The sequence below is a fragment of the Rhodococcus sp. IEGM 1406 genome, from assembly GCF_030056745.1.
In the GTDB taxonomy this organism is placed as follows: domain Bacteria; phylum Actinomycetota; class Actinomycetes; order Mycobacteriales; family Mycobacteriaceae; genus Rhodococcus_F; species Rhodococcus_F erythropolis.
The window spans coordinates 145,664-172,135 of sequence record NZ_JASHKO010000005.1; the positions used below are offsets into that span (position 1 = coordinate 145,664).

The 26,472-nt window shown below is 64.2% G+C and carries 29 protein-coding genes and 3 tRNA genes; 13 read left to right on the forward strand and 19 right to left on the reverse strand.

The window, feature by feature from the left end; all coding sequences use genetic code 11:
• Positions 1 to 19 precede the first annotated feature (19 nt).
• From rpmG to QM596_RS22620, 4 genes are all read right to left on the reverse strand, one after another.
• Positions 20 to 187 carry a 50S ribosomal protein L33 gene (gene rpmG, locus QM596_RS22605; RefSeq protein WP_003941903.1) on the reverse strand — a complete coding sequence of 56 codons (168 nt, stop codon included), beginning with the start codon at positions 185 to 187 and terminating at the stop codon, positions 20 to 22.
• Between the two features lie 61 nt (positions 188 to 248).
• A tRNA-Met gene (locus tag QM596_RS22610) sits at positions 249 to 321 on the reverse strand.
• 45 nt (positions 322 to 366) lie between these two features.
• Positions 367 to 439 (reverse strand) — tRNA-Thr (locus tag QM596_RS22615).
• A gap of 311 nt (positions 440 to 750) precedes the next feature.
• Positions 751 to 833, reverse strand: a tRNA-Tyr gene (locus tag QM596_RS22620).
• Between the two features lie 224 nt (positions 834 to 1,057).
• On the opposite strand from QM596_RS22620, the gene QM596_RS22625 reads away from it, so the two are divergent.
• Complete coding sequence (locus QM596_RS22625) at positions 1,058 to 1,549, forward strand: YajQ family cyclic di-GMP-binding protein (protein WP_003941854.1); 492 nt, start codon at positions 1,058 to 1,060, stop codon at positions 1,547 to 1,549.
• A 70-nt stretch (positions 1,550 to 1,619) separates the two neighbouring features.
• Here QM596_RS22625 and htpX read toward each other — a convergent pair whose 3' ends face one another.
• Together htpX and QM596_RS22635 are read right to left on the reverse strand one after the other, a co-directional pair.
• Positions 1,620 to 2,483, reverse strand: a complete 864-nt coding sequence (htpX, locus tag QM596_RS22630; RefSeq protein ID WP_029254860.1) for a zinc metalloprotease HtpX — start codon at positions 2,481 to 2,483, stop codon at positions 1,620 to 1,622.
• Between the two features lie 135 nt (positions 2,484 to 2,618).
• Positions 2,619 to 3,668, reverse strand: a complete 1,050-nt coding sequence (locus QM596_RS22635; RefSeq protein WP_020906817.1) for a polyprenyl synthetase family protein — start codon at positions 3,666 to 3,668, stop codon at positions 2,619 to 2,621.
• Between the two features lie 104 nt (positions 3,669 to 3,772).
• Between QM596_RS22635 and QM596_RS22640 the strand changes: the two genes are divergently transcribed.
• The gene (locus QM596_RS22640; RefSeq protein ID WP_397510097.1) at positions 3,773 to 5,035 is read left to right on the forward strand and encodes a geranylgeranyl reductase family protein; all 1,263 of its coding nucleotides are present in this window, start codon (positions 3,773 to 3,775) and stop codon (positions 5,033 to 5,035) included.
• 55 nt (positions 5,036 to 5,090) lie between these two features.
• On the opposite strand, the gene QM596_RS22645 is transcribed toward QM596_RS22640, so the two are convergent.
• The 4 genes from QM596_RS22645 to menD all read right to left on the reverse strand — a co-directional run bounded on the left by QM596_RS22645 (position 5,091) and on the right by menD (position 9,094).
• Complete coding sequence (locus tag QM596_RS22645) at positions 5,091 to 5,789, reverse strand: demethylmenaquinone methyltransferase (RefSeq protein ID WP_283309974.1); 699 nt, start codon at positions 5,787 to 5,789, stop codon at positions 5,091 to 5,093.
• A gap of 37 nt (positions 5,790 to 5,826) precedes the next feature.
• The gene (locus tag QM596_RS22650; protein ID WP_024487303.1) at positions 5,827 to 6,972 is read right to left on the reverse strand and encodes a glycosyltransferase family 4 protein; all 1,146 of its coding nucleotides are present in this window, start codon (positions 6,970 to 6,972) and stop codon (positions 5,827 to 5,829) included.
• A gap of 68 nt (positions 6,973 to 7,040) precedes the next feature.
• Positions 7,041 to 7,484 (reverse strand): DUF3592 domain-containing protein, encoded by a 444-nt coding sequence (locus tag QM596_RS22655; RefSeq protein WP_020906814.1) that lies wholly within the window; start codon positions 7,482 to 7,484, stop codon positions 7,041 to 7,043.
• Entirely contained in the window at positions 7,481 to 9,094 is a 1,614-nt protein-coding gene (menD, locus tag QM596_RS22660; RefSeq protein WP_020906813.1) for a 2-succinyl-5-enolpyruvyl-6-hydroxy-3-cyclohexene-1-carboxylic-acid synthase, read from the reverse strand. Before menD ends, QM596_RS22655 begins: the two co-directional genes overlap by 4 nt.
• Before the next feature lie 68 nt (positions 9,095 to 9,162).
• On the opposite strand from menD, the gene QM596_RS22665 reads away from it, so the two are divergent.
• Both QM596_RS22665 and QM596_RS22670 read left to right on the forward strand, forming a co-directional pair.
• The gene (locus tag QM596_RS22665) at positions 9,163 to 9,765 is read left to right on the forward strand and encodes a flavin reductase family protein (protein ID WP_021343457.1); all 603 of its coding nucleotides are present in this window, start codon (positions 9,163 to 9,165) and stop codon (positions 9,763 to 9,765) included.
• Positions 9,766 to 9,823: 58 nt separating this feature from the next.
• Entirely contained in the window at positions 9,824 to 10,651 is an 828-nt protein-coding gene (locus tag QM596_RS22670; protein WP_020968957.1) for a siderophore-interacting protein, read from the forward strand.
• Between the two features lie 65 nt (positions 10,652 to 10,716).
• Here QM596_RS22670 and QM596_RS22675 read toward each other — a convergent pair whose 3' ends face one another.
• The 3 genes from QM596_RS22675 to QM596_RS22685 are packed head-to-tail and all read right to left on the reverse strand — an operon-like array spanning position 10,717 to position 12,853.
• Complete coding sequence (locus QM596_RS22675) at positions 10,717 to 11,163, reverse strand: DUF6918 family protein (RefSeq protein WP_003941973.1); 447 nt, start codon at positions 11,161 to 11,163, stop codon at positions 10,717 to 10,719.
• 48 nt (positions 11,164 to 11,211) lie between these two features.
• Positions 11,212 to 12,207, reverse strand: a complete 996-nt coding sequence (locus tag QM596_RS22680; protein ID WP_060939061.1) for an o-succinylbenzoate synthase — start codon at positions 12,205 to 12,207, stop codon at positions 11,212 to 11,214.
• Position 12,208: 1 nt separating this feature from the next.
• Entirely contained in the window at positions 12,209 to 12,853 is a 645-nt protein-coding gene (locus QM596_RS22685) for a PaaI family thioesterase (RefSeq protein WP_024487302.1), read from the reverse strand.
• A gap of 83 nt (positions 12,854 to 12,936) precedes the next feature.
• Here QM596_RS22685 and QM596_RS22690 point away from each other — a divergent pair, with 83 nt between their 5' ends.
• Both QM596_RS22690 and QM596_RS22695 read left to right on the forward strand, forming a co-directional pair.
• Positions 12,937 to 13,830, forward strand: coding sequence for a 1,4-dihydroxy-2-naphthoyl-CoA synthase (locus tag QM596_RS22690; RefSeq protein ID WP_024487301.1), 894 nt, complete (start codon positions 12,937 to 12,939; stop codon positions 13,828 to 13,830).
• Positions 13,831 to 13,858: 28 nt separating this feature from the next.
• Positions 13,859 to 14,248 (forward strand): VOC family protein, encoded by a 390-nt coding sequence (locus tag QM596_RS22695; protein WP_019744328.1) that lies wholly within the window; start codon positions 13,859 to 13,861, stop codon positions 14,246 to 14,248.
• A gap of 80 nt (positions 14,249 to 14,328) precedes the next feature.
• Here QM596_RS22695 and QM596_RS22700 read toward each other — a convergent pair whose 3' ends face one another.
• The 5 genes from QM596_RS22700 to QM596_RS22720 are packed head-to-tail and all read right to left on the reverse strand — an operon-like array spanning position 14,329 to position 19,925.
• Positions 14,329 to 14,688 carry a hypothetical protein gene (locus tag QM596_RS22700; RefSeq protein ID WP_003942018.1) on the reverse strand — a complete coding sequence of 120 codons (360 nt, stop codon included), beginning with the start codon at positions 14,686 to 14,688 and terminating at the stop codon, positions 14,329 to 14,331.
• Positions 14,689 to 14,690: 2 nt separating this feature from the next.
• A complete protein-coding gene (locus tag QM596_RS22705; RefSeq protein ID WP_019744330.1) occupies positions 14,691 to 15,449 on the reverse strand; it encodes an ABC transporter ATP-binding protein in 759 nt (252 codons plus the stop codon).
• Positions 15,446 to 16,189: an ABC transporter ATP-binding protein gene (locus QM596_RS22710; RefSeq protein WP_020968954.1), complete on the reverse strand. Its 744-nt coding sequence runs from the start codon at positions 16,187 to 16,189 to the stop codon at positions 15,446 to 15,448. Before QM596_RS22710 ends, QM596_RS22705 begins: the two co-directional genes overlap by 4 nt.
• Entirely contained in the window at positions 16,182 to 18,440 is a 2,259-nt protein-coding gene (locus tag QM596_RS22715; protein WP_153212713.1) for an ABC transporter permease, read from the reverse strand. Before QM596_RS22715 ends, QM596_RS22710 begins: the two co-directional genes overlap by 8 nt.
• A gap of 60 nt (positions 18,441 to 18,500) precedes the next feature.
• On the reverse strand, positions 18,501 to 19,925 hold the full coding sequence (locus tag QM596_RS22720) for an ABC transporter substrate-binding protein (RefSeq protein WP_020968953.1): 1,425 nt from the start codon (positions 19,923 to 19,925) through the stop codon (positions 18,501 to 18,503).
• A 284-nt stretch (positions 19,926 to 20,209) separates the two neighbouring features.
• On the opposite strand from QM596_RS22720, the gene QM596_RS22725 reads away from it, so the two are divergent.
• From QM596_RS22725 to menE, 5 genes are read left to right on the forward strand one after another with little or no spacing between them, the layout of a single operon-like run.
• Positions 20,210 to 21,409: an inorganic phosphate transporter gene (locus tag QM596_RS22725; protein ID WP_019744333.1), complete on the forward strand. Its 1,200-nt coding sequence runs from the start codon at positions 20,210 to 20,212 to the stop codon at positions 21,407 to 21,409.
• Between the two features lie 15 nt (positions 21,410 to 21,424).
• Positions 21,425 to 21,688 (forward strand): membrane protein, encoded by a 264-nt coding sequence (locus QM596_RS22730; protein WP_019744334.1) that lies wholly within the window; start codon positions 21,425 to 21,427, stop codon positions 21,686 to 21,688.
• 54 nt (positions 21,689 to 21,742) lie between these two features.
• On the forward strand, positions 21,743 to 22,078 hold the full coding sequence (locus tag QM596_RS22735; protein ID WP_019744335.1) for a DUF3349 domain-containing protein: 336 nt from the start codon (positions 21,743 to 21,745) through the stop codon (positions 22,076 to 22,078).
• Between the two features lie 4 nt (positions 22,079 to 22,082).
• Positions 22,083 to 22,385 (forward strand): DUF3349 domain-containing protein, encoded by a 303-nt coding sequence (locus QM596_RS22740; RefSeq protein WP_019744336.1) that lies wholly within the window; start codon positions 22,083 to 22,085, stop codon positions 22,383 to 22,385.
• Positions 22,382 to 23,521, forward strand: a complete 1,140-nt coding sequence (gene menE / locus QM596_RS22745; protein ID WP_279219649.1) for an o-succinylbenzoate--CoA ligase — start codon at positions 22,382 to 22,384, stop codon at positions 23,519 to 23,521. The genes QM596_RS22740 and menE overlap by 4 nt, the downstream gene beginning before the upstream one ends.
• Positions 23,522 to 23,575: 54 nt before the next feature.
• Here the strand turns inward: menE and QM596_RS22750 are convergent, their stop codons facing one another.
• The gene (locus QM596_RS22750) at positions 23,576 to 24,469 is read right to left on the reverse strand and encodes an MDR/zinc-dependent alcohol dehydrogenase-like family protein (protein ID WP_283309981.1); all 894 of its coding nucleotides are present in this window, start codon (positions 24,467 to 24,469) and stop codon (positions 23,576 to 23,578) included.
• Positions 24,470 to 24,623: 154 nt separating this feature from the next.
• On the opposite strand from QM596_RS22750, the gene QM596_RS22755 reads away from it, so the two are divergent.
• Positions 24,624 to 25,631 (forward strand): daunorubicin resistance protein DrrA family ABC transporter ATP-binding protein, encoded by a 1,008-nt coding sequence (locus QM596_RS22755; protein ID WP_003941960.1) that lies wholly within the window; start codon positions 24,624 to 24,626, stop codon positions 25,629 to 25,631.
• Entirely contained in the window at positions 25,628 to 26,455 is an 828-nt protein-coding gene (locus QM596_RS22760; protein WP_283309983.1) for an ABC transporter permease, read from the forward strand. Before QM596_RS22755 ends, QM596_RS22760 begins: the two co-directional genes overlap by 4 nt.
• The last annotated feature ends 17 nt before the right edge of the window (positions 26,456 to 26,472 follow it).

Sequence of the window (26,472 nt, forward strand, 5' to 3'; positions counted from 1 at the left end):
TCGTCCTGTTAAGGACTTACTACTTCGACTCGCGATGCGACTGGTGGGTTCCGCAGTTGGGGCAGAACTTCTTGAGCTCCAGGCGATCGGGGTCGTTGCGCCGATTCTTCTTGGTGATGTAGTTGCGGTGCTTGCATACCTCGCAGGCCAAGGTGATCTTGGGCCGAACGTCGGTCGAGGAGGCCACGGGATGCCTTCTTTCGGGTGTATCTGATTACGAGCAATCAGGGTGGATCATGCATATTGTGTAGCGGTGACCGGACTTGAACCGGCGACGCAACGATTATGAGTCGTTTGCTCTACCAACTGAGCTACACCGCCTCGGTGTCGAGTGTCGCGCGGAAAGCACGGCACCACAATCCAGCGAGCCCCCTAACGGAATCGAACCGTTGACCTTTTCCTTACCATGGAAACGCTCTACCGACTGAGCTAAGGGGGCGTGGCTCAGGAGTGCGTTGCCGCTCTCTTGAAGCCTCCGAAAGATTACACACGAACGAGCGCCAGCACCAAATCCGCTGGTCATCGGGGTAAAAATGGTGCCGGAGCCCATTGTTGCACCGATCGGGGCCGCTGGCGAGGGCTTTGCGGGAACCAACTTGACCCCGCACTCCCCCGAAGCCATCCCAAGAAGCATTCCCGAGACCCCTGAGCCGCAGCCGACGCCGGCGTCACCAACGCGCACCCGACCTCGGAACAAGCACAAAAAAGTCAGCCCCGACTCTCGTAAAAAGAATCGGGGCTGACTTGGTGTGGCAGATGTAGGATTCGAACCTACGTAGGCATAAGCCGACGGATTTACAGTCCGCTCCCATTGGCCGCTCGGGCAATCTGCCGTGCTTGCACCAGGCTTCGATCCGGCGCATTCGCAAGTATATCGCGACGTGCGGCGGCCGAAAACGGCTTCCTCGGTGCGGTGAGAAGAATACAACGAACACACCCCCATTTTGCAAACCGGGTGGTAACGGGCGGTGCCGACCCGATAACGTCGAGGTGTCCACCGGTATGGAAGGTGGGCAGAACTCGATGTTCGTGAACTACCGGAAAGCGGGAGTGTGAAGTGGCTGATTCGTCCTTCGACGTGGTGAGCAAGGTTGACCGTCAAGAGGTGGACAACGCCCTGCATCAGGCTGCCAAGGAGTTGACCACGCGTTTCGACTTCCGAAACACGGGAGCGTCGATCGAGTGGTCTGGTGAAGAGACGATCACGTTGAACGCCGACACCGAGGAGCGACTGCTTGCCGCCCTCGACGTGTTCAAGGAGAAGTTGATCCGTCGTGACATCTCGCTGAAGGCATTCGATGCCGGCGAGCCGGCGCAGTCCGGAAAGATCTACAAGCTGTCCGGAACCTTGGTCCAGGGCATCAGCAGCGAGAACGCGAAGAAGATCACCAAGAAGATTCGCGACGAGGGCCCCAAGGGCGTCAAGGCGCAGATCCAGGGTGAGGAACTTCGTGTGAGCAGCAAGAAGCGCGACGACCTCCAGGGCGTCATCTCCCTGCTCAAGGGTGAGGACTTCGGGATCGCCCTGCAGTTCGTGAACTACCGGTAGTAGGGGCTGCGCCCCTGTGCGCGGTTAAGGAGTCCTGGGACTACCTAACCGTGCACAGGGGCCGAAGGCCTTACATCCCGGCCATCTTCTCCAAACGCTCGATACGATCCGCCATGGGCGGATGCGTCGAGAACAGCTTGCTCACCTTGTCCCCCGCTCTGAAGGGGTTGGCAATCATCAGGTGTGACTGCGCCGCGAGCTTGGGCTCAGGCGGCAACGGCGCGGCTGCCACGCCCGACTCGAGCTTGCGCAGCGCCGACGCCAACGCCAATGGGTCACCGGTGAGCTCGGCTCCCGATTGATCAGCCTGATACTCGCGAGAGCGCGAGACGGCCAGCTTGACCACGGTTGCCGCGATCGGTCCCAGTAGGGAGACGAGCAGCAAGGCGATCGGATTACTTCCCTGCCCGTTCCCTCGGCCACCGAAGATGCTCGCGTACATCGCGAAGTTGGCCAGGCCCGAGATGACGCTGGCCATCGCGCCGGCCACGGACGAGATCAAAATGTCCCGGTTGTAGACGTGAGAGAGTTCGTGCCCGAGTACGGCGCGCAGTTCGCGTTCGTTCAGGATCTGCATGATTCCGCTGGTCACGCACACCGCGGCGTGCCGAGGGCTACGACCGGTGGCAAACGCGTTCGGGGCGTTCGTGGGGCTGATGTACAGCCTGGGCATCGGTTGGTGCGCCGTCGTGGCGAGTTCGCGCACGATCCGGTAGATCGCCGGTGCCTCGACCTCGGTGATGGGCTGGGCGCGCATCGATCGAAGCGCCAGCTTGTCGCTGTTGAAGTACACGTAGGCATTCATGCCGACGGCAAACAGAACGGATCCCCACAGAAGGAACGGGCTGTTGAACAGCGAACCGATGAAGACGATCAGCGCCGACATCCCCACCAACAACCCGAATGTCTTCGCACCGTTCGCGTAGCCGTGCAAACTGCTCACCTCTTGCCTCGCTGGAGCCGAAGGCTCACCCGAACTCCCGGCGTATGCACCGGTTCTGTTCAGTCAACGAAGGACAGGGTCATCAGGGTTCCCACCCAGGGTCGTCAGGGTTTCACCCCAGGTGTGTCAGCCGACTCGTTCGATCGTGTAGTCCACGAGGCGCACGAGCGCTTCGTTCGCCGGTCCCTGCGGGAGCTCAGCCAACTGGGCCTTTGCCGAGACTGCGTACTCGCCCAGCTTTGCCTTCGCCTTGACCATGCCCGGCGAACGCTCGAGCAGTTCGAGAGCTTCTTCTACCAGTGCGTCTTCGGTGACCGGGCCCGCGAGCAGCTCCCGCAGGCGATCTGCGTCGGCTCCTTCTTCGCGGAACGCGTACAGGACGGGCAGGGTGTGGACACCCTCGCGCAGGTCGGTGCCCGGAGTCTTGCCGGACTGCGCCGATACGGACGAGATGTCGATGATGTCGTCGGAGATCTGGAACGCGGTGCCGACGGCGTCACCCAGGCGCTCGAGACGCTCGATGTGAGCTGCGTCGGCGCCGGAGAAGGTGCCGCCGAATCGTCCGGATGCAGCGATGAGCGAACCGGTCTTCTCCCACACGACCTTGAGGTAATGCTCGACCGGATCCTGTTCCTTCTTGACGCCGATCGTCTCGCGCATCTGGCCGGTGACCAGCTCTGCGAAGGTTTCGGCGATGATCCGAACAGCTTCGGGTCCGAGCGTCGATACCAGGCGTGATGCGTGCGCGAACAGATAGTCGCCGGCCAGGATCGCCACGCTGTTTCCCCAGCGGGCGTTGGCGCTGGGTGCTCCGCGCCGCATGGACGCCTCGTCCATGACGTCGTCGTGATAGAGCGTCGCCAGGTGAACGAGTTCGGTGACAGTCGCTGCGGTGATGATCGACGGATCGTTCGGCACCGGTCCGAGTTGCGCGGTCAGGATCGTGAACAACGGACGGAAGCGCTTTCCCCCGGCTCGCGCGAGATGCAGCGCGGCCTCGGTGAGGAAGTCTTCGCCGTCGGACAGCTCGCTGACCAACAACTCCTCGACATCGGAGAGTCCACCACGCACTACTGCGGCGAGCTGTTCGTCGCCCAGGTCGATGCCTGCAACGACGGTGCTCGATGCGGTTGCGTCGGCAGCAGTCTTTTCGGTGCTCACGATGTCAGTACCCATTCCTGTCGTCAGTGACGGCTCGGTTCCCACGGTAGTGAACCTAGCGGTTCGCACTCGGGACGGCCTCGCCACGGTGGCGATCGCGAGCCTGGGAAGATGTGAGTGTGTCCGTAGAAGAGCAGTCCCCCGTCGTCGATTCGCTTCCGGCCGAAACCGACATTGTGGTCATCGGCGCAGGTCCCGCGGGTTCTTCGGCCGCGGCATGGGCCGCCCGCAGTGGCCGAGACGTCGTGCTGGTGGACGCTGCCGTGTTCCCGCGAGACAAGACTTGTGGTGATGGACTCACTCCGCGCGCCGTGGCCGAACTGGATCTCCTCGGCCTCGGCGAGTGGGTTCGGTCACATACGACGAACAAGGGACTACGGTTGTCCGGCTTCGGCCAAGAACTCGAACTCGAGTGGCCAGGGACGTCGTTCCCGCCGATCGGCAGTGCGATCCCCCGGACCGAACTCGACGACGCCATTCGCCGGTGCGCCGTCGAATCCGGCGCGGTCATGGTCGAGGGCACCAAGGCTGTCGACGTCGAACTCGACGGTGATCGAGTAGCCGCCGTCGTACTCGCCGGCCCCTCGGGACGCAGCACTCTTCGTTGCCGGACGCTGATCATCGCCGACGGCGTTCGCTCGACGCTCGGCAAGAAGCTGGGACGGCAGTGGCACCGGGACACCGCGTACGGCGTCGCGGCACGCGCTTACGTCGCGACGCCGCGCAGCGCCGATCCGTGGATCACCTCGCATCTGGAACTGCGGGACGCCGAGGGCACGTTGCAGGCGGGGTACGGCTGGATCTTCCCGCTCGGCACCGGCGAGGTGAACATCGGCGTCGGGACACTGGCGACGTCCAAGCGCCCGGCGCCGGGTGCCCTACGTCCCTTGCTCGACTTGTACACCGACCAGCGCCGAAGCGAGTGGCAGTGGAGCAGCGAAATTCATTCCGTCGCTTCGGCTTTGCTACCCATGGGCGGCGCCGTCTCCAACATCGCCGGACGCAACTGGGCCGTGATCGGCGACGCCGCAGCGTGTGTGAACCCGCTCAACGGTGAGGGCATCGACTACGGCCTCGAAGGCGGACGTCTGGTGGTCGAACAGCTCGGCGCCGACGACCTCACGGAGCTGTGGCCGACCGTGCTTCGGGAGCATTACGGGCAGGCGTTCTCGGTCGCGCGCCGGCTCGCAGGCCTGCTGACGGTTCCGCAATTCCTGCCCGCCTCGGGCCCGATCGCGATGCGCTCACGGGCACTGATGACGGTCGCCGTTCGGGTGATGGGGAACCTCGTCACCGACGCCGACGCCGATCTGACGGCGAAGGCATGGCGTGCGTCGGGGGCCGCGTCGAGAAAGATCGACTCCCGACCGCTGTTCGGCTGAGCAAGTGCTGTGCGCCTTTATTAACCGCCCGCGGTTAATAAAGGCGCACAGCAGTTCAGGCAGTGGCGTAATGCAGCGCCACGATGCCGCCGGTGAGGTTGCGCCACTTGACGTTCTTCCACCCGGCAGCCTCGATCTTGCGTGCCAACTCTTCCTGGGTCGGCCAGGCACGGATCGATTCGGCGAGGTAGACGTAGGCGTCGGGGTTGCTGCTGACGGTGCGTGCGACCTGCGGGAGCGCCTTCATGAGGTACTCCATGTAGACCGTGCGGAAGGGCCCGAAGACGGGCGTCGAGAACTCACTGACGACGAGGCGGCCGCCCGGCTTGGTGACGCGGGCGATCTCGCGCAGTCCGGCTTCGAAGTCGGAGACGTTGCGCAGGCCGAAGGAAATCGTCGCGGCATCGAACACGTTGTCGGCATAGGGCAGGTACATCGCGTCACCTGCGACCATCGGAACTTTGCGCGAGATTCCGGCCTTGAGCATTCCCTTGGAGAAGTCGGTGGCGACGCACCAGGCACCGGAGCGCCCCAGTTCGACGGTCGAGACTCCGGTTCCGGCGGCGAGGTCGAGTACCTTCTCGCCCGGCTTGAGGTCGAGGGCTTCGCGGGTGGCCTTGCGCCAACCCTTGTCCTGGCCGAAGGACAGCACGGTGTTGGTGAGGTCGTATCGCTCCGCGACGTCGTCGAACATCGACGCGACTTCGTGCGGTTGCTTCTCGAGAGTTGCTCGGGTTCCGTGTGTATTGGCCACACCCGAAACGCTACCAACCCTCGGGCAGCGAGGGCGTTCAGGCTGCTCTGGCACCCGTTCGCCGCCCGAGGCCCTGCACGTCCTCGTAGTGACGGAGCAACTCTTCGCAGATTGCCGGCCAGGTCCGGTGCAGCACCGAGCGCCTCGCCGCGGAGCCGAACTGCACCCGCAGATCACGCTGACGAAGTGCGTCGACTGCGCTTGGCAGGAGTTCGGTGAACCTGTCCGTCGGCAGGAGGTAGCCGTTGCGGCAATGCGAGATCAGGTCACGCGGGCCACCGGCGTCCGGTCCGACGACAGGTACACCGCTCGCGAGGGCTTCCTGAACCGCCTGGCAGAAGGTCTCGTGCTCGCCGGGGTGAACGAATACGTCCAGGCTCGCATAGGCGTCGGCCAGCGCGGTACCGCCGAGTTGTCCGGTGAAGATCGCATCCGGCATCAGTCGTCGTAGGTTCTCGCGATCCGGGCCGTCTCCGACGATCACGATCTGCACGCTGGGATCGGCCGCCAGCACGGCCAGTCGCTCGACGTGCTTTTCGGGCGCGAGGCGACCGACGAAGCCGACCACCAACTGGTCGCTGTCGCCGATCCAGGACTGCCGCAACGCCGAGCTACGACGCGAAGGCGCGAATCGTTGTGCGTCGACGCCGCGGGCCCATCGGTGCACGCGCGGAATGCCGTGCTCTTCGAGGGCGTCGACTGCCGACGTGGAGGGTGCAAGGGTCCTGTTGCAGCTCTTGTGGATTCGACGGGTCCACGCCCACGCGGCGCGACTGGTGACGCCGAGACCGTAGCTTTCGGCAAATCCGGCGACGTCGGTCTGGTAAACCGCGACGGTGGGTATTGCGAGCCGCTTGGCGACGGCCACTCCCCCGGCGCCGAGCAGGAACGGAGACGCCAGATGGACGACGTCGGGCGCGAAGGTCCGCACGGCCGTCGTCAGACGCGGTTGTGGCAGGCCGACGGGGAGTGAACTGACTTTGGGCACCATGACGGCGGGCACCCGAACCACCTGAACACCTTCGTGTTCGGTGGCGGCAGAGGTGTCGGATCCGACAGTGTCCGGCGCAATGACCATGGCGTCGTGGCCAGTGCGATCGAGGTGTTCGAGCACGCGTAGTACCGAGTTGGTGACGCCGTTCATGTTGGGCAGGAATGACTCCGCAACGATGGCTACTCTCACACCGAGAACGGTGACAGGGCCAGGAAAAGTCCACGTCATGTTCGTGTGAAGTTCCGGCGAAGCGCGAACTAACTCGAGGCGACCGGTGCCGATCCCGGAGCTCCCGCTTCCCGCTTGCGCAGGTACCAGATCGACGGTCCAGCCAGGAGCCACGTCACGACGATCACCGATCCCGCCGGGATCAGCGCCACCGTCGCGTTGCGTCCCGCTACCCGGACCAAATCAGGGTCGGCTTTGGAGTACTCCACCTCGATGCGTTGTCCCACAGTCAGATTGGTGGGGTAGAGCACGCCGAGTTCGGGGTTGTGGTTGGCGCCGTCCGGTGTCACGAAGCTGATCGCCGAACGTAGCGAGCCTGCCGAGAGCACCTCGGCAGTTGCGGTCCCCATGTTCGATTCGATGGTCCGATCGTTGCGCCAGGCACCGAGAACCAGGATCACCGCGAGCACCGAAATGCCGACCGCAACCACCAGTACGCCGATGCGGAGGCGACGCAGAACCGTTTGCGTCACAGCTGTGCTCGCACGGAAGCGTGGAGTTCGCGCAGTCCACTGCGATCTGTCGCGACTTCGAGCACACGAATGCCGTTTGCGGGTTGCGCCAGCGTCGTTGCCAGGGCGTCGACGGTGACGGCTGCGTGCGGCACGCGGTAGGCCGCGCACAGCGCAGCGAGGTCCATGCCGTGCGGTGTTCCGAACACTCGCTCGAAGACGCCGGCGTACTGCGGGTCGCCTTGTTCGAGGAGCTCGAAGATGCCGCCGCCGTCGTCGTTGGCCACGACGATGGTGAGGTCGCTCGGCCTCGGCTCACCGGTCCCGATCAGCAGCCCGGACGCGTCGTGCAGGAAGGTCAGGTCGCCCATGAGAGCGACGGTCCGGCCGCCCTCGTACGCCAATGCGGCACCGACCGCCGCCGAGACGGTGCCGTCGATACCTGCGACCCCGCGATTGGACAGCACCCGGACAGCGGGCTTGGGATAGCTCACGAGGGCCGCGTCGCGAACGGGGTTGGAGGCGCCGAGCAGAAGCTGGTCGCCGTCCGCGAGTGCATCCATCACGGCAGCTGCCACGTGCAGGCCGGTGGCCTTGGGGTGGGCGTCGAGTTGCTTGCGGACGGCAGTTTCGGCGTGTTCGGTCAGCGCGGCGCATCGAGCAATCCAGGCGGGATCGGGCGTCCCGGTGACCACTGCCCTGGTTCCGGTGGCGAGCACGTTGCCGGATACGTCGGGCCAGCGCGGCCCGGTGGTCAGCGCGTAGACGTCGACGCTCGGATCGGCCAACACCTTCGAGACCTGACGATGCAACGTCGGGCGGCCGGTGATGATCGCCTGCTTGGGCTTGAGTTGCGAGAGCGCGAGTGGATGCAGTGCGATCCCGTGCATCGGAGCCGTCGGCTCGGCCACCGTCGGCAGGCCGGCCAGCTCAGGCCGAAGTGCGCTGCCATGTCCGGAAATGACCACCGTATCTGCGGTGAGGTCCAGATCGACCGGAACATCGAGCGTCGCGTTCTGGGTGGTGGTCCAGGCTGCACCGCCTGGACGGCCCTCCGGAACCGGGCCATGGACGTGCACGTCCGGCACCAGCGGCTCACGGAGCGGGATGTCGAAATGCACCGGACCCGCGTTTCCGGATCTGGTTCCGCGGGCAGCGGCGAGGACCCGGCAGACCGCCGAGCGCCACTGGCTGTTCTGCGTCGAATCGTCTTCGGCCAAGCCCAGGCTGATGGTTGCGCGAACCTGACTGCCGAAGAGCCCGAGCTGCTCGACGGTCTGGTTGGCGCCGGTGCCGAGCATCTCGTAAGGCCGGTTGGCGCTCAGGACCACCAGCGGCACTCGCGCATAGTTGGCCTCGAGGACAGCAGGTCCGAGATTCGCGACGGCGGTCCCGGAGGTCATCACGATGGGGACCGGTCGTTTCCCGGCGATTGCCAGTCCGAGTGCCAGAAAGCCTGCTGTCCGCTCGTCGATCCGCATGTGCAGACGCAACCGGCCGTCGAGATCGGCGGCCTGGAGGGCAAATGCGAGGGGCGCGTTGCGAGAGCCTGGACACAGCACGACTTCACGCACGCCACCACGAACCAGTTCGTCGACGACGGCTGTGGCTTGTGCAGTGGACGGATTCACGCCTTCAAGAGTGTCAGATGTTCGGGTGCAAGCATGCCCAGGGGCGGGGACAGCGGCATTATGTGTGGGTGCGCACACTCTTCGATCCAGCCGAGCTCGAACCCCGCCGGTTCTATCAGTTACTCACCGCTTCGGTGGTCCCCCGGCCGATTGCCTGGGTGTCCACCCTGTCGGCGGACGGCGTCGGCAATCTGGCTCCGTACAGCTTTTTCACCGTGGCAAGTTCGGCGCCGCCGATCGTGCAGTTCACGTCGGTCGGACGCAAGGACAGTCTGCGCAACATCGAAGCGACCGGCGAATTCGTGATCAACCTGGCGACCGCCACGCTCGCAGACGTGGTGAACAAGAGTTCGGCCTTCTACGACGCCGAGGCCGACGAATTTCTCGAGTTGAACATCCGTAGCGAACCGAGCGAGCGGGTTCGCCCCGTCCGGGTCGCCGACTCCCCGATCGCCATCGAATGCACGCTTCACCAGGTCATCGAGGTCGGTAATTCATTTGTCGTGATGGGAAATGTGGTCGCGGTCGCAGTACGTCCCGAGGCTGTCGCCGACGACGGGTTACCGGACTTCGCGGCAATCGCACCGATGAGCCGACTTGGCCGAGCGCAGTGGGGTCTTCCTCCCGAAGTCGTCGAAAAGGACAGACCCACCACTCCACACCGGCCGTAAATCAGGTTAGGGTTACCTGATTAGGTACGAGTAACAGCTAATCAGGGAGCAACCAGTCATGGCCAAGCGCGCCAAGTTCGTGAAACCGGCCTCACGCAGCATCGTGTCGGCGCAGGTCGTGGCGAACAAACGAATCAGCCCGAGCTTCATCCGAGTGACCATTGCCGGCGAAGAGCTGTCCACCATCGCACCGATGGGTGCCGATCAGTGGTTCCGCATGTTCATCCCGCAGGTCGGCCAGAGCGAACTCCGGTTGCCGAGCGCGGCAAGCAATCTCTGGTACGCGCAGTACCTGTTGATGTCCAAGGACACGCGACCGGTCGTGCGCAACTACACGATTCGCGCCTACCGTGCTGCCGGATCCGGTCTCTTCGGTGAGACCACGGAGATCGACATCGACTTCGCCTATCACGGCGACATCGGCCCGGCATCCGCGTGGGCGGACACCGCGTCGACCGGCGACAATGTCGCCCTCCTCGACGAAGGCTGCATCTACAACCCCACACCCGAGGCCAAGTGGCAACTGCTCGTCGGCGACGAGAGCGCACTTCCGGCGATCATCGGCATTCTGGAAACCGCGCCGGCAGACCTGCGTGCCGAGGTCTTCGTCGAGATTCCGAACATCGAAGACAAGCAAGACATTCCGGAGTTGGCGAACGTCAACGTGCATTGGCTCGTTCGCGAGGACGAACACGCAACGCCGGGTGTTCTGACCCTCGAGACCGTCCGCGCCGCCGAACTGCCCGAGGGGCCGTCCTACACGTTTGTCGCCGGCGAACAGGCACTCACCACCGGGCTGCGTCGGCATCTCGTGAACGACCGAAAGTTCGCCAAGACGGACATCACCTTCACCGGCTTCTGGCGCCACGGACATTCGGCTCACTGACAAACGAATGCAAAAAACGAGCGGCCCGGGAGAAACTCCCGGGCCGCTCGTTGTCTTACGTTCGCTTATGCAGCGTGCTTCTGGATCACATCGCCCAGACGCGGCAGAGCTGCAGTCACATGCTTCTTGGCCGAACCGCGCAGCTTCGAGTACATCGACTTGACGACGGCCTTGTCGCTACCTTCGATACGCTCGTCCGTCACCTCGAGGAGGGAATCGGCAACCGCGTCACCGCGGGCGCTGATGAAATCGGCGAAGCTGCCTTCACCGGAAGCCGAGAATTCCTGCCAGTACGGCTCGAGCTTTGCCACGAAAGCCGGCAGAAGCGCGGTGACGGCGTCCGGCACGATGGACGGGCTCACCTTCTTGACCGCGCCGTAGCCACCCTTGAGAGCCAGCCCTGAGGCCCCCGACTTATCCGAAACCTCTGCGTCGATCAAGGTCTGCACGTCCGCGACGACCGCGGGAACCCGTGATTCCTCGAGCAGGGTTTCGTTCAGAGCTGCAACCACTTTCGATCCCTTCATTCTTCACTGATGTTCATCAGGTCGCGCCCGAGACTATACGAAATTCGGCAGGTCTCTACTGCCGAGTATCCGATGGCAGCGCCTGGCCCTCTCCAACCACCAGTCGCGCCGGTCCGCGGGCGCGGCCAGCGTCTCGAGCAGAACCGGATCAGGCTCGACGGCACCAACGGACAAAGCGCCGTCGACGGCTGCTCCGGTGACCGCGATATCCCGGACGAACAGGCCGCCCGTGCCGAGGCCGCAGGCAAACGGAAGCCTGGGCAAGGCTGCCGCGGCCGCCAGTCCCGCGGACATCCCCACAGCCGTGTCCAGCGCACTCGATACCACCACCGGCACCCCGTAGTCCGCCAGCTGCGCCGACAGCGCCACCACAGCACGCATTCCGCCCAGCGGGGGCACCTTCACGACGGCTACGTCCGCTCCCCCGGCTCGTACGACGCGCAACGGGTCCTCGGCACGGCGAATGCTCTCGTCTGCAGCGATCCGCACACCGGTCCCCGCGGCGCGGACGCTGACCAGTTCCTCGACGCTTGCACACGGCTGCTCCGCATATTCGAGTTCACCGTCTTCGGTGATCGCTCGCAAAGCCGTGATCGCCTCGTCCACACTCCACCCGCCGTTGGCGTCGACGCGCACGTTCGGGATGTGCCGACGCACCTCGTTCACCCGGGCGACGTCCTGCGCCAACGACTGCCCCTTCTCGGCGACCTTGACCTTGGCGGTCCGGGCCCCGGGGAAGCGCTCCAACAATTGCGGAACGGTAGAGGCGTCGATCGCCGGCACGGTGGCGTTGACGGGAACGGCGTGACGAAGCGCAGGCGGCGGACCCAGCCACGCCGCCTCGATCCCGGCGAGCAGCCACTGCGACGCCTCGTCGTCGTCGTACTCGACGAAGGGTGCGAATTCTCCCCACCCGGCCGGGCCACGAACGAGCAGAGCCTCACGAGTCGTGATGCCGCGAAAGCGAACTCGCATCGGCAGCGCGAGCACCACGGCGTCCGAGATCAGATCGTCGAACGAGGGGAACATGTCAGGGCTGTCCTGGAAGCAGTTCGATCATGAGCGCCTCACCGTCGGCGAGGAGCTTGCCGTCGAGGTCGGTCAGGCGTGCGCTGACAAAGGTCTTGCGACCCTCGACCCGATCCACCTTCCCTTCGATCACCAGTTGCGTGTTGAGCGGAGTGATCGCACGGTAGTTGATGTGGAGGTAACCGGTCCGGGAAATCGGACGGCCACCCGCGTGGACCGTCATCCCGAAGACGTCGTCGAACAGCAAGGGCAGGACACCGCCGTGAGCGGCACCGTTGCCGCCCAGGTGGTAGCGGCGGAAGACGCCGGTACTGCGGACTCCTTCGGTGTCGAACTTCTCGACCATCCACGGGAGCATGAGGAGGCTGCCGCGTCCGGGCAGTTGGATGTTCGAGCCCGCGGGCGACTTGCCCTCCGGCACCTCGTACGGAGTCAACCGATCGGCAAGCTCCTCGGCCTGCGTAGCGATGTCTGCGAGTACGTCGTCGGGAACATTGGTCGAGACGGCAAGGTCCTGCAACCTGCGCATCGCTTCGACGAAGCGGCCGAAGTCCGGACCTGCGGGAGTGTGCCGGAACCGTGGAAATCCGCCCCGCTTCTCACCGTCTGTGACGATCTCCGTGCCGTCTGCGGTTTGTTCGCTCATGACCTGCACGTTAGCGCGCCCGGGAACGTGTTCTACCTCAGGCATCCGTTAGACACGCGAGGCGTGCCTCTATCGTGACTGAGGTGACCTTCAACCCGCAGCTCTGGCGCCCTGTTCCCGGATTCGAGAACCTCACCGACATCACGTACCACCGGCACGTCAGTCAAGGCACCGTTCGCGTCGCCTTCGACCGACCGGAAGTACGTAATGCGTTCCGCCCGCACACCGTCGACGAGTTGTACCGCGCGCTCGATCACGCCCGTATGACCTCCGACGTGGGAGCGGTCCTGCTCACCGGCAACGGACCGAGCGAGAAGGACGGCGGCTGGGCGTTCTGCTCGGGCGGAGACCAGCGCATCCGTGGCCGCAGCGGCTACCAGTACGCCGAAGGTGAAACGGCGGACACCGTCGACAAAGCACGCGCCGGACGCCTTCACATCCTCGAGGTCCAGCGCCTGATCCGCTTCATGCCGAAAGTCGTGATCTGCCTGGTCAACGGTTGGGCTGCGGGCGGCGGTCACAGCCTGCATGTGGTGTGCGACCTGACGCTCGCCAGCCGCGAGCACGCACGGTTCAAGCAGACCGACGCCGACGTCGGAAGCTTCGACGGCGGCTACGGCAGCGCCTATCTGGCAAAGATGGTGGGCCAGAAGTTCGCTCGCGAGATCTTCTTCCTGGGTGAGACGTACACCGCCGAGGAAATGCATCAGATGGGCGCGGTCAACAAGGTTGTCGACCACGCGGAACTCGAAAACGTCGCGATCGACTGGGCAGGCAAGATCAACGGCAAGTCGCCGCAGGCACAGCGGATGCTCAAGTACGCGTTCAACCTGCAGGACGACGGGTTGGTCGGCCAGCAGCTGTTCGCCGGTGAGGCAACACGTTTGGCGTACATGACCGACGAGGCCGTCGAGGGTCGCGACTCGTTCCTCGAAAAGCGTGATCCCGATTGGTCACCATATCCCTGGTACTTCTGAGACAGTAGGTGCGAGAGGGAGGTCGGACGTGGAGATTCTGAGTAGCCGTACGATATTGCGCCCGAGCGAGTACGAACGAACGCTGAGCTTCTACCGAGACACCCTCGGTCTGGCGATCGCTCGTGAATATCCCGGCGGCACAGTCTTCTTCGCCGGCCAAGGGCTGATCGAAGTCGCTGCGCACGGCGGCACCGGCGAAGGTGGCTTTCGCGGCGCGATCTGGCTGCAGGTCCGTGACCTCACTGCCGCTCAGACCGAACTGGTTCTCGCCGGAGTCAAGATCGCCCGCGAGGCCAGGCAAGAACCGTGGGGTCTGCACGAGATGTGGATCGCCGACCCGGACGGGACACCGATCGTGATGGTGCAGATCCCGGAGGACCATCCCATCCGACGCGATTCCCGGCCACCGTCCGCGTAGTCGAGACACCACTGTAGCCGAGCAGTGACAGATGCCCGCCACGACTTTCGTGGCGGGCATCTGTCGGTTCTTCGCAGAGATCAGTTGCGCGTGCTCAGCGCCTGAGAGATCTGATCTGTCTGGGCCTGACCCTCGAGCAGTTGGCGAACCAACCACAGCCGCAGCACCTTTGCCACCGATGCGGCCAGGAAGAGTGCGGCACCGACCACTGTCAGGGCGAGGAAAACCACGGTGAGGATCTGGTACGACACCAGATCCCGCAGGTCCGAGAGCGTCAGCGAAGAGATGTAGACGACGAAGGCGCCGACCACACCGACGACCATGAGCACCAGGCCGGCGATGCGCGTCGCAGCGTCGCCGCCTGCCTGCTTCTTGTCCAGCTTCAACTCTGCGATGTTCTTCTTGAATTCCTCACGGCGATCTTCGGCGAGAGTAGTCATCGTCATCCTCCTAGATAACTGGTAGAAAGTTCGTTTTCGATGTCGAGGGGATCGCCGGTCTTCACGACGCGTCCCTGCAACATCAGTGCGGCCGAGGTCGCGATGGGCAGCACCGCTCGTGCGAACTGCTCGGCGACGAGAATGGAAATGCCTTCGGCTGCAAGCGAGCCGACGACGTCGTACATCTGCGAGACGATTCGCGGTGCGAGACCCATCGACAGCTCGTCGAGCAGGAGCACCGTCGGGTGAGTGCCGAGCGCCCGTGACAGCGCCAGCATCTGCTGCTCGCCGCCGGACATCGATCCGGCCAACTGCCCGCGCCGCTCCCCCAGGATCGGGAACCTGCTGTACGCAACCTCTTCGAGTTCGGCCAACCCGACGCCCGTTCCCGTGGCGATCCACAGATTTTCGCGCACGGTCAGGTTTGCGAAGATCCCGCGTCCCTCGGGGATGGAGCAGACGCCCAGCCTCGCCAACTCCGAAGGCTCGACGCCGTTCACGACCTGGCCCGCGAGCCGGAACTCGCCGCGGGTGACCGGCAGGACGCCTGAGCAGATCTTGAGCGTCGACGTCTTGCCACCACCGTTGGGTCCGAGCAGCGCCACCACTGCGCCCGGTTCGAGTACCAGATCCACCCCGTGCAGAACCTCGATGGATCCGTAACCGGCACGGACACCGGACAGTTCGAGCAACGGTTCGGCGCGGTCGGGGCTGCGTATGCCCTCGTCGATTTTCGCCTCGCCAATTTTCGCTGAAGTCATACCGCCTCCTCCTCGGTCCCGATGTAGGCCGCGATCACTTCCGGATCCGTCCGGATCTTCTCCGGATCACCCGATGCGAGGACTGCGCCGTAGTCGAGCACGTGAATGGTCGAGCACACCTTCATCACCAGCGGAATGTCGTGCTCCACCAGACAGATTCCGAGTCCACCCGCCGCCAGCTCGGTGAGCATCTCGGCAAAGACCTCGGTTTCCTGCTCGGTCTGGCCCGAGGCCGGTTCGTCGAGCAGCAGCACTCGCGGGTCGGTCATGAGCGCCCGTGCAACTTCGACGACGCGGGCGCGTCCGGTGGGGATGTCCGCGACGTCCTTGTCCGCGACATCCGTCAGCCCGGTCAGCTCCAGCAGACGATCCGTCTCGCTGTCCACGTCGATCTTGTTGCGGCCGTTCGCCTTGTGGATGTCTCCCGCGACACGCAGGTTGTCACGCACCGACAGCGAGACGAACAGTTCGAGCCGCTGGAAGGTACGCGCAAGCCCGCGACCTGCCCGCTTGTGCGGCGGCAGCTTCGTCACGTCGACGCCGCCGAGGAACACCTGACCGGACGTGGGTTTCTGCAGCCCGGTGATGGTGTTGAAGAGCGTCGTCTTGCCCGCACCATTCGGTCCGATCAGTCCCGTCACGGTTCCGGGTTGCACGGTGAGCGAAACGTCCTTGACCGCGACGTGCCCACCGAAACGAACGCTCACACCGCGTGTTTCGAGAAGAGGTGCATCAGACATGGGCGGTCAACTCCTTCGGCGAGCCGCCCTGGTACTGAGGAATCCCCAGTTCGCGGTCGATCTCGTCACGGATCTCGGGGCTGTACGGGACGTCGATCCCGACGTCTTCGGGAACGACTGTCGCCTTGGCTGCCAATTCTTCCGGAGTGAGAACCGCACGGGGCATGACCATCTCGCCGATCACGGGCAGCATGAACACCACCGCGATCGTGATGGATGCGAACCACCAGTTGCCGAGTACGCCGGTCAGAGCAAGGACGTAGGTCAGCAGAACGACTGCGGCGCCGCCGATCAGAACCGGCCTGGCATCGGTGAGCCGACGGTAGCCGTCGATCACGCTGTGCACGGTGCCACTGGGGTTCGCGCCGACACCGATGCCGATCAGGGCCGGGCTGACGGCCGCGATGTTGCCCAGCAGCAGCCACATTCCCTCCAACTCCGGTTGCGCCGAAGCCAGATTGGTGAACGAGACCATGATGACGGCAAAGCCGATTCCGGCCATGAGTCCACCGAACAGCGCGCCGGTGACGTATCCGATGCCCGCGACGACGGTCAGCATGAGCAGCGAGAGGCTGACCATGATGGCAAAGCTCTCGCCCGAGACGGAACCCATCGCGCTCGACATCAGAATGCCGCCGAGACCGGCGATCCCTGAAGAGATCATGAAGACGCTCAGCTTGAGCCGAACCAGGCTCTGGCCGAGCATGGCCGAACCGGCCGGGCTGTCCTTCATCGCAGCGAGACGGCGCCCGTAGCCGCTGTTACGCAACGCGATGACGCCGACGCCGAGTACCGAGAACAGCGCGGTCACGGTCATCAGGAACACCGTTTCGTTGCTCAGATCGAGCGGGCCGATCTTCAGCGGCGGGAGGGCGATGTTGCCGTCTTTGAACAGCGAATACTTCATGCCGAACATCTCGTGTTCGGTGGTGTCGCGAAGGACCATGTTGGAGAGGAACACTCCGAATGCCATGGTCGCAAGCGCGAGATACAGCCCTCTGAGCCGCAGCGCCGGCAGGGCGACGAGGCCACCGATCACTGCGGTGACGAGGACTCCGACGACGATGCCCCACAGGTTGAGGTGCGCAGCCAACCCGGAACCTGAGATCCCGAAGTGGAAGGCCACGATGGTCGCGATAGCGCCGAAAGATACCGGCGCCAAGTTCAATTCACCCGCGTAGCCGGTGAGGAGTGTGAGCGAGAGTGCGATGATCGCGAAAGTCATTCCGATGGTCAGTGTCGTGACCGCCGACGTCACCATCAGCAGACGGATCAGGTACACGATGACGATCAGTGCTACGCCCCAGACGACGGCCTTGCGCACGCTCGGAACGTGGTACCGCTCACGAGTACGAGTGACCGCGCCGCGCAGGCGGTCCTGAGGTAGGACGATGAGTACGACGAACAGCGCGATCATCGGTAGGGAGACACGGAAATTCGACGTCCAACTCCAACTGGTCGGAAAGTACGCCAATACGTACGTACCGGCAAGCCCGAGAACCACGGCGCCGACGAACGTGCGTGGGATGCTGCGCAACCGACCGAACATGGCCGCGGCAAACGCGTCGATCACCAAGAGCGTCAACATGTTCGCCTCGAGTGTGCCGCCACTGATCGGGGTGATCAGGATGCCGGCCAGGACTGCGAGCGTCGAACCCATCGCCCAGGACAGTGCCGCGAGACGCTCCGGATTGTGGCCGTTGAGGCGCAGTAGTTCCGGATCGTCGACGACACCGCGCATCGCAACACCGGCACGGGTGCGCGTGAAAAGAATACGCAGGCCGACGGCGATCGCGATCGCGACGAGGATGCAGATCAGCTCGTGGTAGCGGATGCTCGCGCCGAACACCGTGATCTTGGACTGGTCACCGAAGAACATCTGCATCGTTCGGGCGGTCTCGGGATGCCAGAACCAGTGCGAGATCGAGAGCATTCCGAGCAGGATCGATACCGTCACAACGATTTTGGTGACCTCGGCGGTATCGCGTAGCCCCTTCATGATCAGGACGTAGAGGCCGAGACCCATCAGCGGACCGACCAGGACCAACGAGATCAGCAAGGCGACAACCGTGGGAAGTTCCCAGCCGTAGCGCAACTGCCAGTAGATGAACGCACCGAGCATTGCCTGTGCACCGTGCGCGAAGTTGAAGATGCCTGACGTGTTGTACGTGAGCACCAGCCCGGAGGCAGCGATCGCGTACACCGACCCCAGGACCAGGCCCAGGATCGTGAAAGTGACAAAAGTGTTCATGGCTGAACCCTCGTTAGGGACTCGGGCGGCGGTTGGCGCTCGCCGCCCGAGTCGGAAGAATCAGGACTGCGGCTTGATGACGTTGGCGTTCTGGTACTTCGTCGAAACGCGGTCAGCGCCGAGCTCGGTTCCCCAGGTGCTCTTGTCGGTCGCGACGAGGTACTTGGGGTCGCACTTGAATTCGCCCGCGGTGGACGGGAAGGCCTGCGAGTAGGTACTGCCCTTCAGCGAGGTCATGAGTCCGCAGGTGGCCGGCATGTTCTTGCCGGGATCGGTGACGGCATGCAATCCGCCGCCGTCCCACTCGTGAATGTTCGAGAGTTCGTCGACCATGCACTGACGCGTCAGATCGCTGCCGCACTCGTCCGCGGCGGCCGCCCACAGCAGGAACGACGACGCCGCCTGCATACCGAGAAGCGCAGTCTTGCCACCCTGCTCGGAAACCAGATCCACGTACTTCTTCACTGCGGGCACCTTGTCCGCGTTCTCGAGCATCTGGAAGGTCATGCCCGCGTTGAGGTTGTCGAGCAGTCCGGTGTCCTTGTTCCAATCGGAGACGGTCGCGCCGTACCAGGTGGCTTCACCGAAGAAGATGGGATCGATCCCGACCTGGTCGAGGGCCTTCACGAAGTTCAGCTCCGACGGGCTTGCCGATCGTGACGTCCAGATACCCTTCGCACCGCACTCCTTGTACTTCTCGGCAAACGGCACGTAGCTCGATTCGCCCTCGTAGTTGAGTGTGACGCCGCAATCCTTGAGCTTGAAGCCCGCTGCCTCGGCGATCGAACGAATCTTCGTGGTGGAGCTGATGATCGTGGGCATCGTGCTGTTGACGACGTCGAAGTCGTTCACCAGATCGGGATGCATCTCGGCCATCTGGAACCACTGCGAACCGTTCGCGTAGTCGACGGGGAACGGAACTCCCTGGAACGTCATGGGTCCGTTCGCGGCGTCCGGCGAGACGGTGAAGCCTGGCACTGACACCAGGTTGCACGCGACACGCGTCTGCTCCGCGGTCTGATCCATCGCGAAGCCGTAGCCGACCATCATGAACTGACTCGCGCACGCTTCCTGCATGACCGAGTTGGCCTGCGTCATCGCGGCGTCGTAGTCGGTACCGACGACCTTGCGGCCGTTGATACCGCCTTGATCGTTGCACCACGAGATGAGCGCGTTCACCGCATCGCTCATTTCCTTGTTCAGCCCGGGAGACTTCACGTACCCGCGGTCGTCACCGAACCCGATCTTGATCTCGGTGTCGCTGACGCCTTGATCGGTTGCGCCGGTGGCATCGCCTTCGCCACACGGCGAATCGAGGGTGCCGAACTTCGCGTCGGATGTGCTCGACGCAAGATCGGCGCTGACGCCTGATCCGCCGACAGCGACGGCGTAGGGATCGTCACCACGATTCGATGCGCAGGCTGATGCCAGAACGGCGGTCGCTGCGAGTGCCACGATCAGCTTCGTGGACTTGTTGGGCTTCACGGTCGGAGCTCTCCTTCTCACTGACAGACACCGAGATACAGAGGTGAAACCCCTGTTCCGGTGCGCTCGGTGCCCGTAGGTAATCAGCGTTTAAAACGGTCCGAATGTGCCTTCCCGGTGAGTGAGACCAAAAAGTGAGGTCCCACACAGGGTTCGGATTTCGTGGCGCTGAACACATCGCGAACGGCAGCGCCGCAGCCCACGCGCGGGGACGTACTCCACGGAGGCCCTGTTCGCATCCCGTTCGCTGTACTTTTACGCGTTCGATACGCACAATTCACGTTGTGACCGCAGAGCTCGTAATCCTCCTGGTGGTAGTTGTCACCGCCCTCGCGTTCGATTTCACGAATGGTTTTCACGACACGGGTAACGCAATGGCCACCTCCATCGCGACCGGTGCACTCAAGCCCAAAGTTGCGGTCACACTTTCCGCGATCCTGAACCTGGTCGGTGCGTTCCTGTCCGTCGAGGTCGCCGCGACGGTAGCCAAAGGTGTCGTCAACCTCGGCGCGGTCAGTGGGCAGGATCTGCTGCTGATCGTGTTCGCCGGTCTTGTCGGCGGAATCATCTGGAACCTGGCGACCTGGCTGCTCGGATTGCCGTCGAGCTCCTCGCACGCTCTGTTCGGCGGATTGATCGGCGCCGCGATCGCCTCCATCGGTATGGGCGGAGTCGAGTGGGGCGGAGTGCTGACCAAGGTCGTCGTCCCCGCAATCCTCGCGCCGGTCGTCGCTGCTCTGGTCGCGGGCGTCGGCACCAAGCTCGTGTACCGCATCACCGCATCCGTCAAGGAAGACGAGCGCGAGCGCGGTTTCCGTTTCGGCCAGATCGGCACCGCCTCCCTGATCTCACTTGCACACGGCACCAATGACGCCCAGAAGACTATGGGCGTCATCTTTTTGGCCCTGGTCGCTCACGGCACCATCACCGCCGAGACCGAGATGCCGTTCTGGGTGAAGTTCACCTGTGCCGTCGCGATCGCCCTCGGCACCTACCTCGGTGGTTGGCGCATCATCCGCACCCTGGGCAAGGGTCTTGTCGAGATTGCCGCGCCGCAGGGTCTGGCAGCCGAAGCGTCGTCCGCCGCCATCATCCTCACGTCGAGCCACCTCGGACTCCCCCTCTCGACCACCCACGTAGCCACCGGATCGATCCTCGGTACGGGTATCGGTCGCAAGGGCGCCGAGGTCCGTTGGGGTGTCGCCGGCCGGATGGCCGCAGCCTGGCTGATCACATTGCCGTCGGCTGCTGTCGTCGGAGCTATCTGCTGGGCTCTTGCACATCTGGTCGGCGGACTCGCCGGCGTGCTCGTCGTCTTCGCCGCGCTCATCGCCTTCGCGATCTTCATGTACATACGCTCGCGTAAGGAACCCGTGGACGCGGCGAACGTCACCGCCGAATGGGACGAGAATTCAGATGCGGCAATTGCCGAGATCCCGGCAGCCGAACCCACTCCGTCCACCGAAGCCACCCGCAACTCCTGAAAGGGGCGCAAGAGAATGCATCTACTCACCGATACCCTCGATTCGCTCTGGCAGGTAGTGGCAGTAGGACTGCTCTTCGGAGCGGGACTGCCGGCGATCTTCGCATTCGGCCTCAAGTCGCTGAGCCTGCCGAATCCCGACGGCACCGAAGGACCGACCACCCTGGGTAAAATGGGTGCGTACCTCTGTTTTGCGATCGTGCTCGTCACGATCTTCGCCGGAATTCTGTTGTTGATGAAGAACTTCTTGGCCAGCACGTTCGGAATCCACGTCTTCTGAGTGGTCGTCGCGGCACACCACTGAAACCACCGAAACGAAAATGAGGCCGAGGATTTGAGCAAGTATTCATTGCGCAGCGTGCTCGACTGGCTACGCGCCGGGTACCCCGAGGGCATCCCGGACAAGGATCATTTCGCCCTGCTCGCGGTTCTCCGTCGACGTCTGACCGACGAGGAGATCGAGCAGGTCGTTTCGATGTCCATCGAGTCCGCGCACGAGGTACCGGACCGCCACGTCGACTACGACACGATTCGCGCCATCATCGAGGGGATCCTCAACGAGGAGCCGTCCGAGGACGACGTCGATCGTGTCACCGAAAGACTGCGCGCAGGTGGGTGGCCGGTTATCGAAGACGTGGACGCCGACAACGAAGTTCGAGATGTGAGCTGACGTCATGGCTCTTCCGCCCTTCCTCACGTCGATAGTCGGCTGGTTGCGGGCCGGCTATCCCAATGGCGTCCCCGAACAGGACTACATCCCGCTCTTCGCACTCCTCACTCGCAGACTCTCCGAGGCCGAGGTCGACGCCGTCGCCGACGCGTTGATCGAGGACGGCGATCTGCCCATCGAGAAGACCGACATCCAGGTCCTCATCACGAAGATCACCAACGAGATGCCTCTCGAAACCGATGTCGACCGCGTGCGAAGCCATCTGGCTGACGGCGGTTGGCCCCTTGCCGGGCCGGACATCCGGTGAACGTTCTTCGCACACTCGCGGTTCCGCAGGGCGAGGCGGCTTTCGAGGTATTGCCTGCCGTCGCGCAGATCCTGGGCGGCGAGCACAACGCCGTGCTCCCCGTCCCGGCTGCCGACGCACGCGAGACGGCCCGACTGAGCGACGCTCTGCACCCCGATCAGCCCATCGACGACGGCGTCTCGCTGGTAGTCGCCACGTCGGGAACCACGGGAACGCCGAAGGGCGCGATGCTCGGTGCTGATGCCCTGCGGGCCAGCGGCGACGCGACCCACGAACGCCTCGGCGGCACAGGATCCTGGTTGCTCGTTCTCCCTCCGCACCACATCGCCGGTATGCAGGTTCTGCTGCGCAGTGTTCTCGCCGGAACGCAACCGGTGATCGTCGACGTCAGTGCGGGTTTCGACCCCGCAGCGCTTCCTGGCGCCGTGGCCGCGATGAGCGGACCGCGCCGCTACACCTCCTTGGTGCCGACGCAGTTGGTCAAGGCGCTCGGTGATCGCGCCGCGGTCGAGGCGTTGGCTTCACTCGACGCGGTTCTGCTCGGCGGCGCTGCGACTCCCGCGCCGGTACTCGCGCAGGCAACCGAAGCGGGCATCACCGTCGTCCGCACCTACGGGATGAGTGAAACCTCCGGCGGTTGCGTCTACGACGGAATCCCGTTGTCCGGAGCGCAGATTCGTATCGACGACGGGCGAGTGCTGCTGGGCGGACCGATGCTCGCGTCCGGGTACCGGGGGCTTCCCGACCACCCCGCTTTCGCCGAGCCCGGTTGGTTCCGGACCGACGACGCCGGAGCTGTGGTCGACGGAGTCCTGCGCATCAGCGGCCGGTTGGACGAGGCAATCTCCACCGGCGGGCTGACCGTCGTACCGCAGGTGGTCGAGGCCGCGTTGGCCGATCACCCCGCCGTTCGCGAGTGCGCGGTGATCGGCGTCGAGGACCAGCGGCTGGGGCAGCGGGTGGTGGCCGTGGTCGTACCCGAGGGCAAAGCTCCGACGCTCGACGAACTACGCACACATGCTCAGCGGACACTCGACGTCACCGCGGCGCCGCGCGAGCTGTTCGTCGTGGACGCACTGCCGCTCCGGGGGCCGGGCAAGCTCGACCGCGCCGCCCTGGTGGCTCGGTTCAGCTAGCAGCCGCAGCCCGATTGTTCAGCCGCAGGCCTGATCAGCGCCGCGGCTGCACAATCAGCGCGCGGCTCCGCGGAGGCAAGCCCGCTCGAACCTTTCGCGGACACGTTCGAAGTCGCGAAGATCCGCCCATACCCACCGGAACACCTCGAACCCCGCGTCCCGGATAGCGTCCTCCCGCAGTTTCTCGCGCTCTACCGCCCTACCCGGATTGTCGCCGCGGTACTTGACCATCCCGTCGAACTCGCCCACCACACCGTGCTCTTTCCAGAAGAAGTCGACTCGTCCGATGAACCTGCCACCGTGACGGATCTCGTGCTGCAGGGTCGGCTTCGGCCATCCGTCGGCGCGCATGCGTACCCGGCTGATGGACTCCCCCGGACTCTCGGCACCTGGTTCGACGAACGTCGCCGCCACTCGAGCGCGACTCATCCCCAGCCGTCCGCGCGCATGATCGAGCGAAGCGTCGACGTCCTCACGCCTCATCCCACGTCGCAGGGCGCAATCACCGATCACCACGGCGGTCTCGAACGGCGTCGTACGTGCGAGGTCGACGAACGTTCGCGCAAGCGACGTGGTTGCGACGCCGTCGATCAGCGCGACCTCCTCGGGCGGGACCACTGCTGGATGAAGATGCAAGGTCTGACTCTTCCGCCCACCCGAGCATCGGCTACGCGTCAGATGCACGGTGTCCAATCGCAATCCGCCGCAATCCAATCCGTGCATGACCGCTGCCGAAGCGTGGCTCACGATTGCGCCTGGTCCACAGCTTTCGGTGGCTACCATGACAGCGCAGCGGTGGCGTGCTCTCGCATCGAGTTCGCGGAAGTGATCGGCGCGCATGTAGATCCCCGCTGCGATTCGGTGCAGCTCGCCGCGCCTGACCGCTCGCTGCAACTGCGCGTCGCTGGTGCCGTCGCGGTGAGCCTGTGCCCGCGTGAGAATCTCCATGCAGCGAGCGTGATGCCGCCGCGCCCGCACACCGACAAGCAAGATCCGTCTGGGGATTGTTTGCCGGTTGTGGAGCACCGACCTCGCGCGCTGTGCAAGCAACCGCAAGTTCCACGCAAGGTCCATGCAAGATCGATCTGCCAAGCTTCATCCCATGAACCACACAGCTTCGCCTCTTGCCATCGAGGCCGACGGACTCGTCAAGAAGTTCGGCGAGCACCGCGCGGTCGACGGCGTCAGCCTCACCGTCCCCACCGGCTCGGTGTTCGGCGTCCTCGGGCCGAACGGCGCCGGCAAGACCACCACCGTCCGCATGCTCGCCACCCTCCTTCGCCCCGACGGCGGTGAGGCGCGCATCTTCGGTCACGACGTCAGCCGTGAACCCACCGCGGTCCGCTCCCTGATCGGCGTCACCGGGCAGTACGCCTCCGTCGACGAGGATCTGACCGCGACCGAGAACCTCGTGATCTTCTCCCGGTTGCTCGGCCTGAGCCGCCGCGATGCGCGCACCAAGTCCCTCGAACTCCTCGAGGAGTTCGACCTGGTCGAGGCCGCAACCAAACCGCTGAAGAACTTCTCCGGCGGTATGCGTCGGCGCCTGGATCTGGCGGCCAGCCTGATCGCCCGCCCGCCGCTGCTGTTCCTCGACGAACCCACCACCGGCCTGGATCCGCGCACCCGCGCCCAGATGTGGGTGACCATCCGGCGACTCGTCGCCGAGGGCTCTACGGTGTTGCTCACCACGCAGTACCTCGACGAGGCCGATCAGTTGGCCGATCGCATCGCGGTGATCGACCGCGGTCGCGTGATCGCCAACGGCACCGCCGACGAACTCAAGGCTTCGGTAGGGATCTCCTCCCTCCAGCTCAAGTTGGTCGACCGTGACCGAACCGAGGAAGCTCGCTCGCTCATCGCGGCTGCGCTGAGCGTCGAGGTGGGTGTCACCCCCGAAGTCGGGCGGATCACCGCACCACTGAGCGACCCGTCGATCACTGCGGACCTGTTGATCCGTCTGCGTGAGCAAGGAATTGCCGTCGACGAGATCAACGTACAGAAACCCAGCCTGGACGAAGTGTTCCTGACCATTACCGGGCACCAGCCCGAAGACGGTGGACGCAACGACGCCCAGTCCGACAACGACTCCGATCGGAGCGTCGCATGACAACCACCCTCACCAAACCCCGGTCGCCGATAGCCCAGCCGGATGCCGCACCGCGCCGCATCAGCCTGCAGCAGAGCTTCGCGAACACGTTCACGATGGCGTACCGCGGAATTCTCAAGATCAAGCACAACCCCGAGCAACTGTTCGACGTCGTCATCCAGCCGATCATCTTCACGTTGATGTTCACGTACATCTTCGGCGGCGCGATCGCCGGTGACGTGACGGCATATCTGCCGACGATCATCCCCGGCATCCTCGTCCAGACCGTCATCACCGGTTCCATCGTCACGGGCACTCAGCTTCGTGAGGACATGGACAAGGGCGTGTTCGACCGCTTCAAGTCCCTTCCCATCGCTCGTATCGCGCCGCTGTCCGGCGCATTGCTCGCCGACGTCGTGCGCTACGGCATCGCAACGACCATCACGTTCATCGTCGGTTTCGCGATGGGATACCGCGCCGCAGGCGGCGTGGTCGGCATTCTGTCTGCCGCGATCCTGGTCATGGTGTGCGCGTTCTCCATCAGCTGGATCTTCGCTCTCATGGGCGTGCTGATGAACAAAGCGTCCACGGTGCAGGGTGTTTCGATGCTCGTGCTGTTCCCGCTGACGTTCCTGTCGAATGCGTTCGTCGATCCTGCCACCATGCCGAGTTGGCTTCAGAAGTTCGTGAACGTCAATCCGGTCTCACACTTGGTGACCGCGGTTCGCGAGCTGGCCAACGACGGTCACTTCGGTATCCACGTCGTGTGGTCGTTGGTCGGCGCCGCGGTGATCGTTGCCGTCATGGCGCCCCTGACCGTCCGGATGTACATGCGCAAGACATAAGTCCCGCAACATCGTCC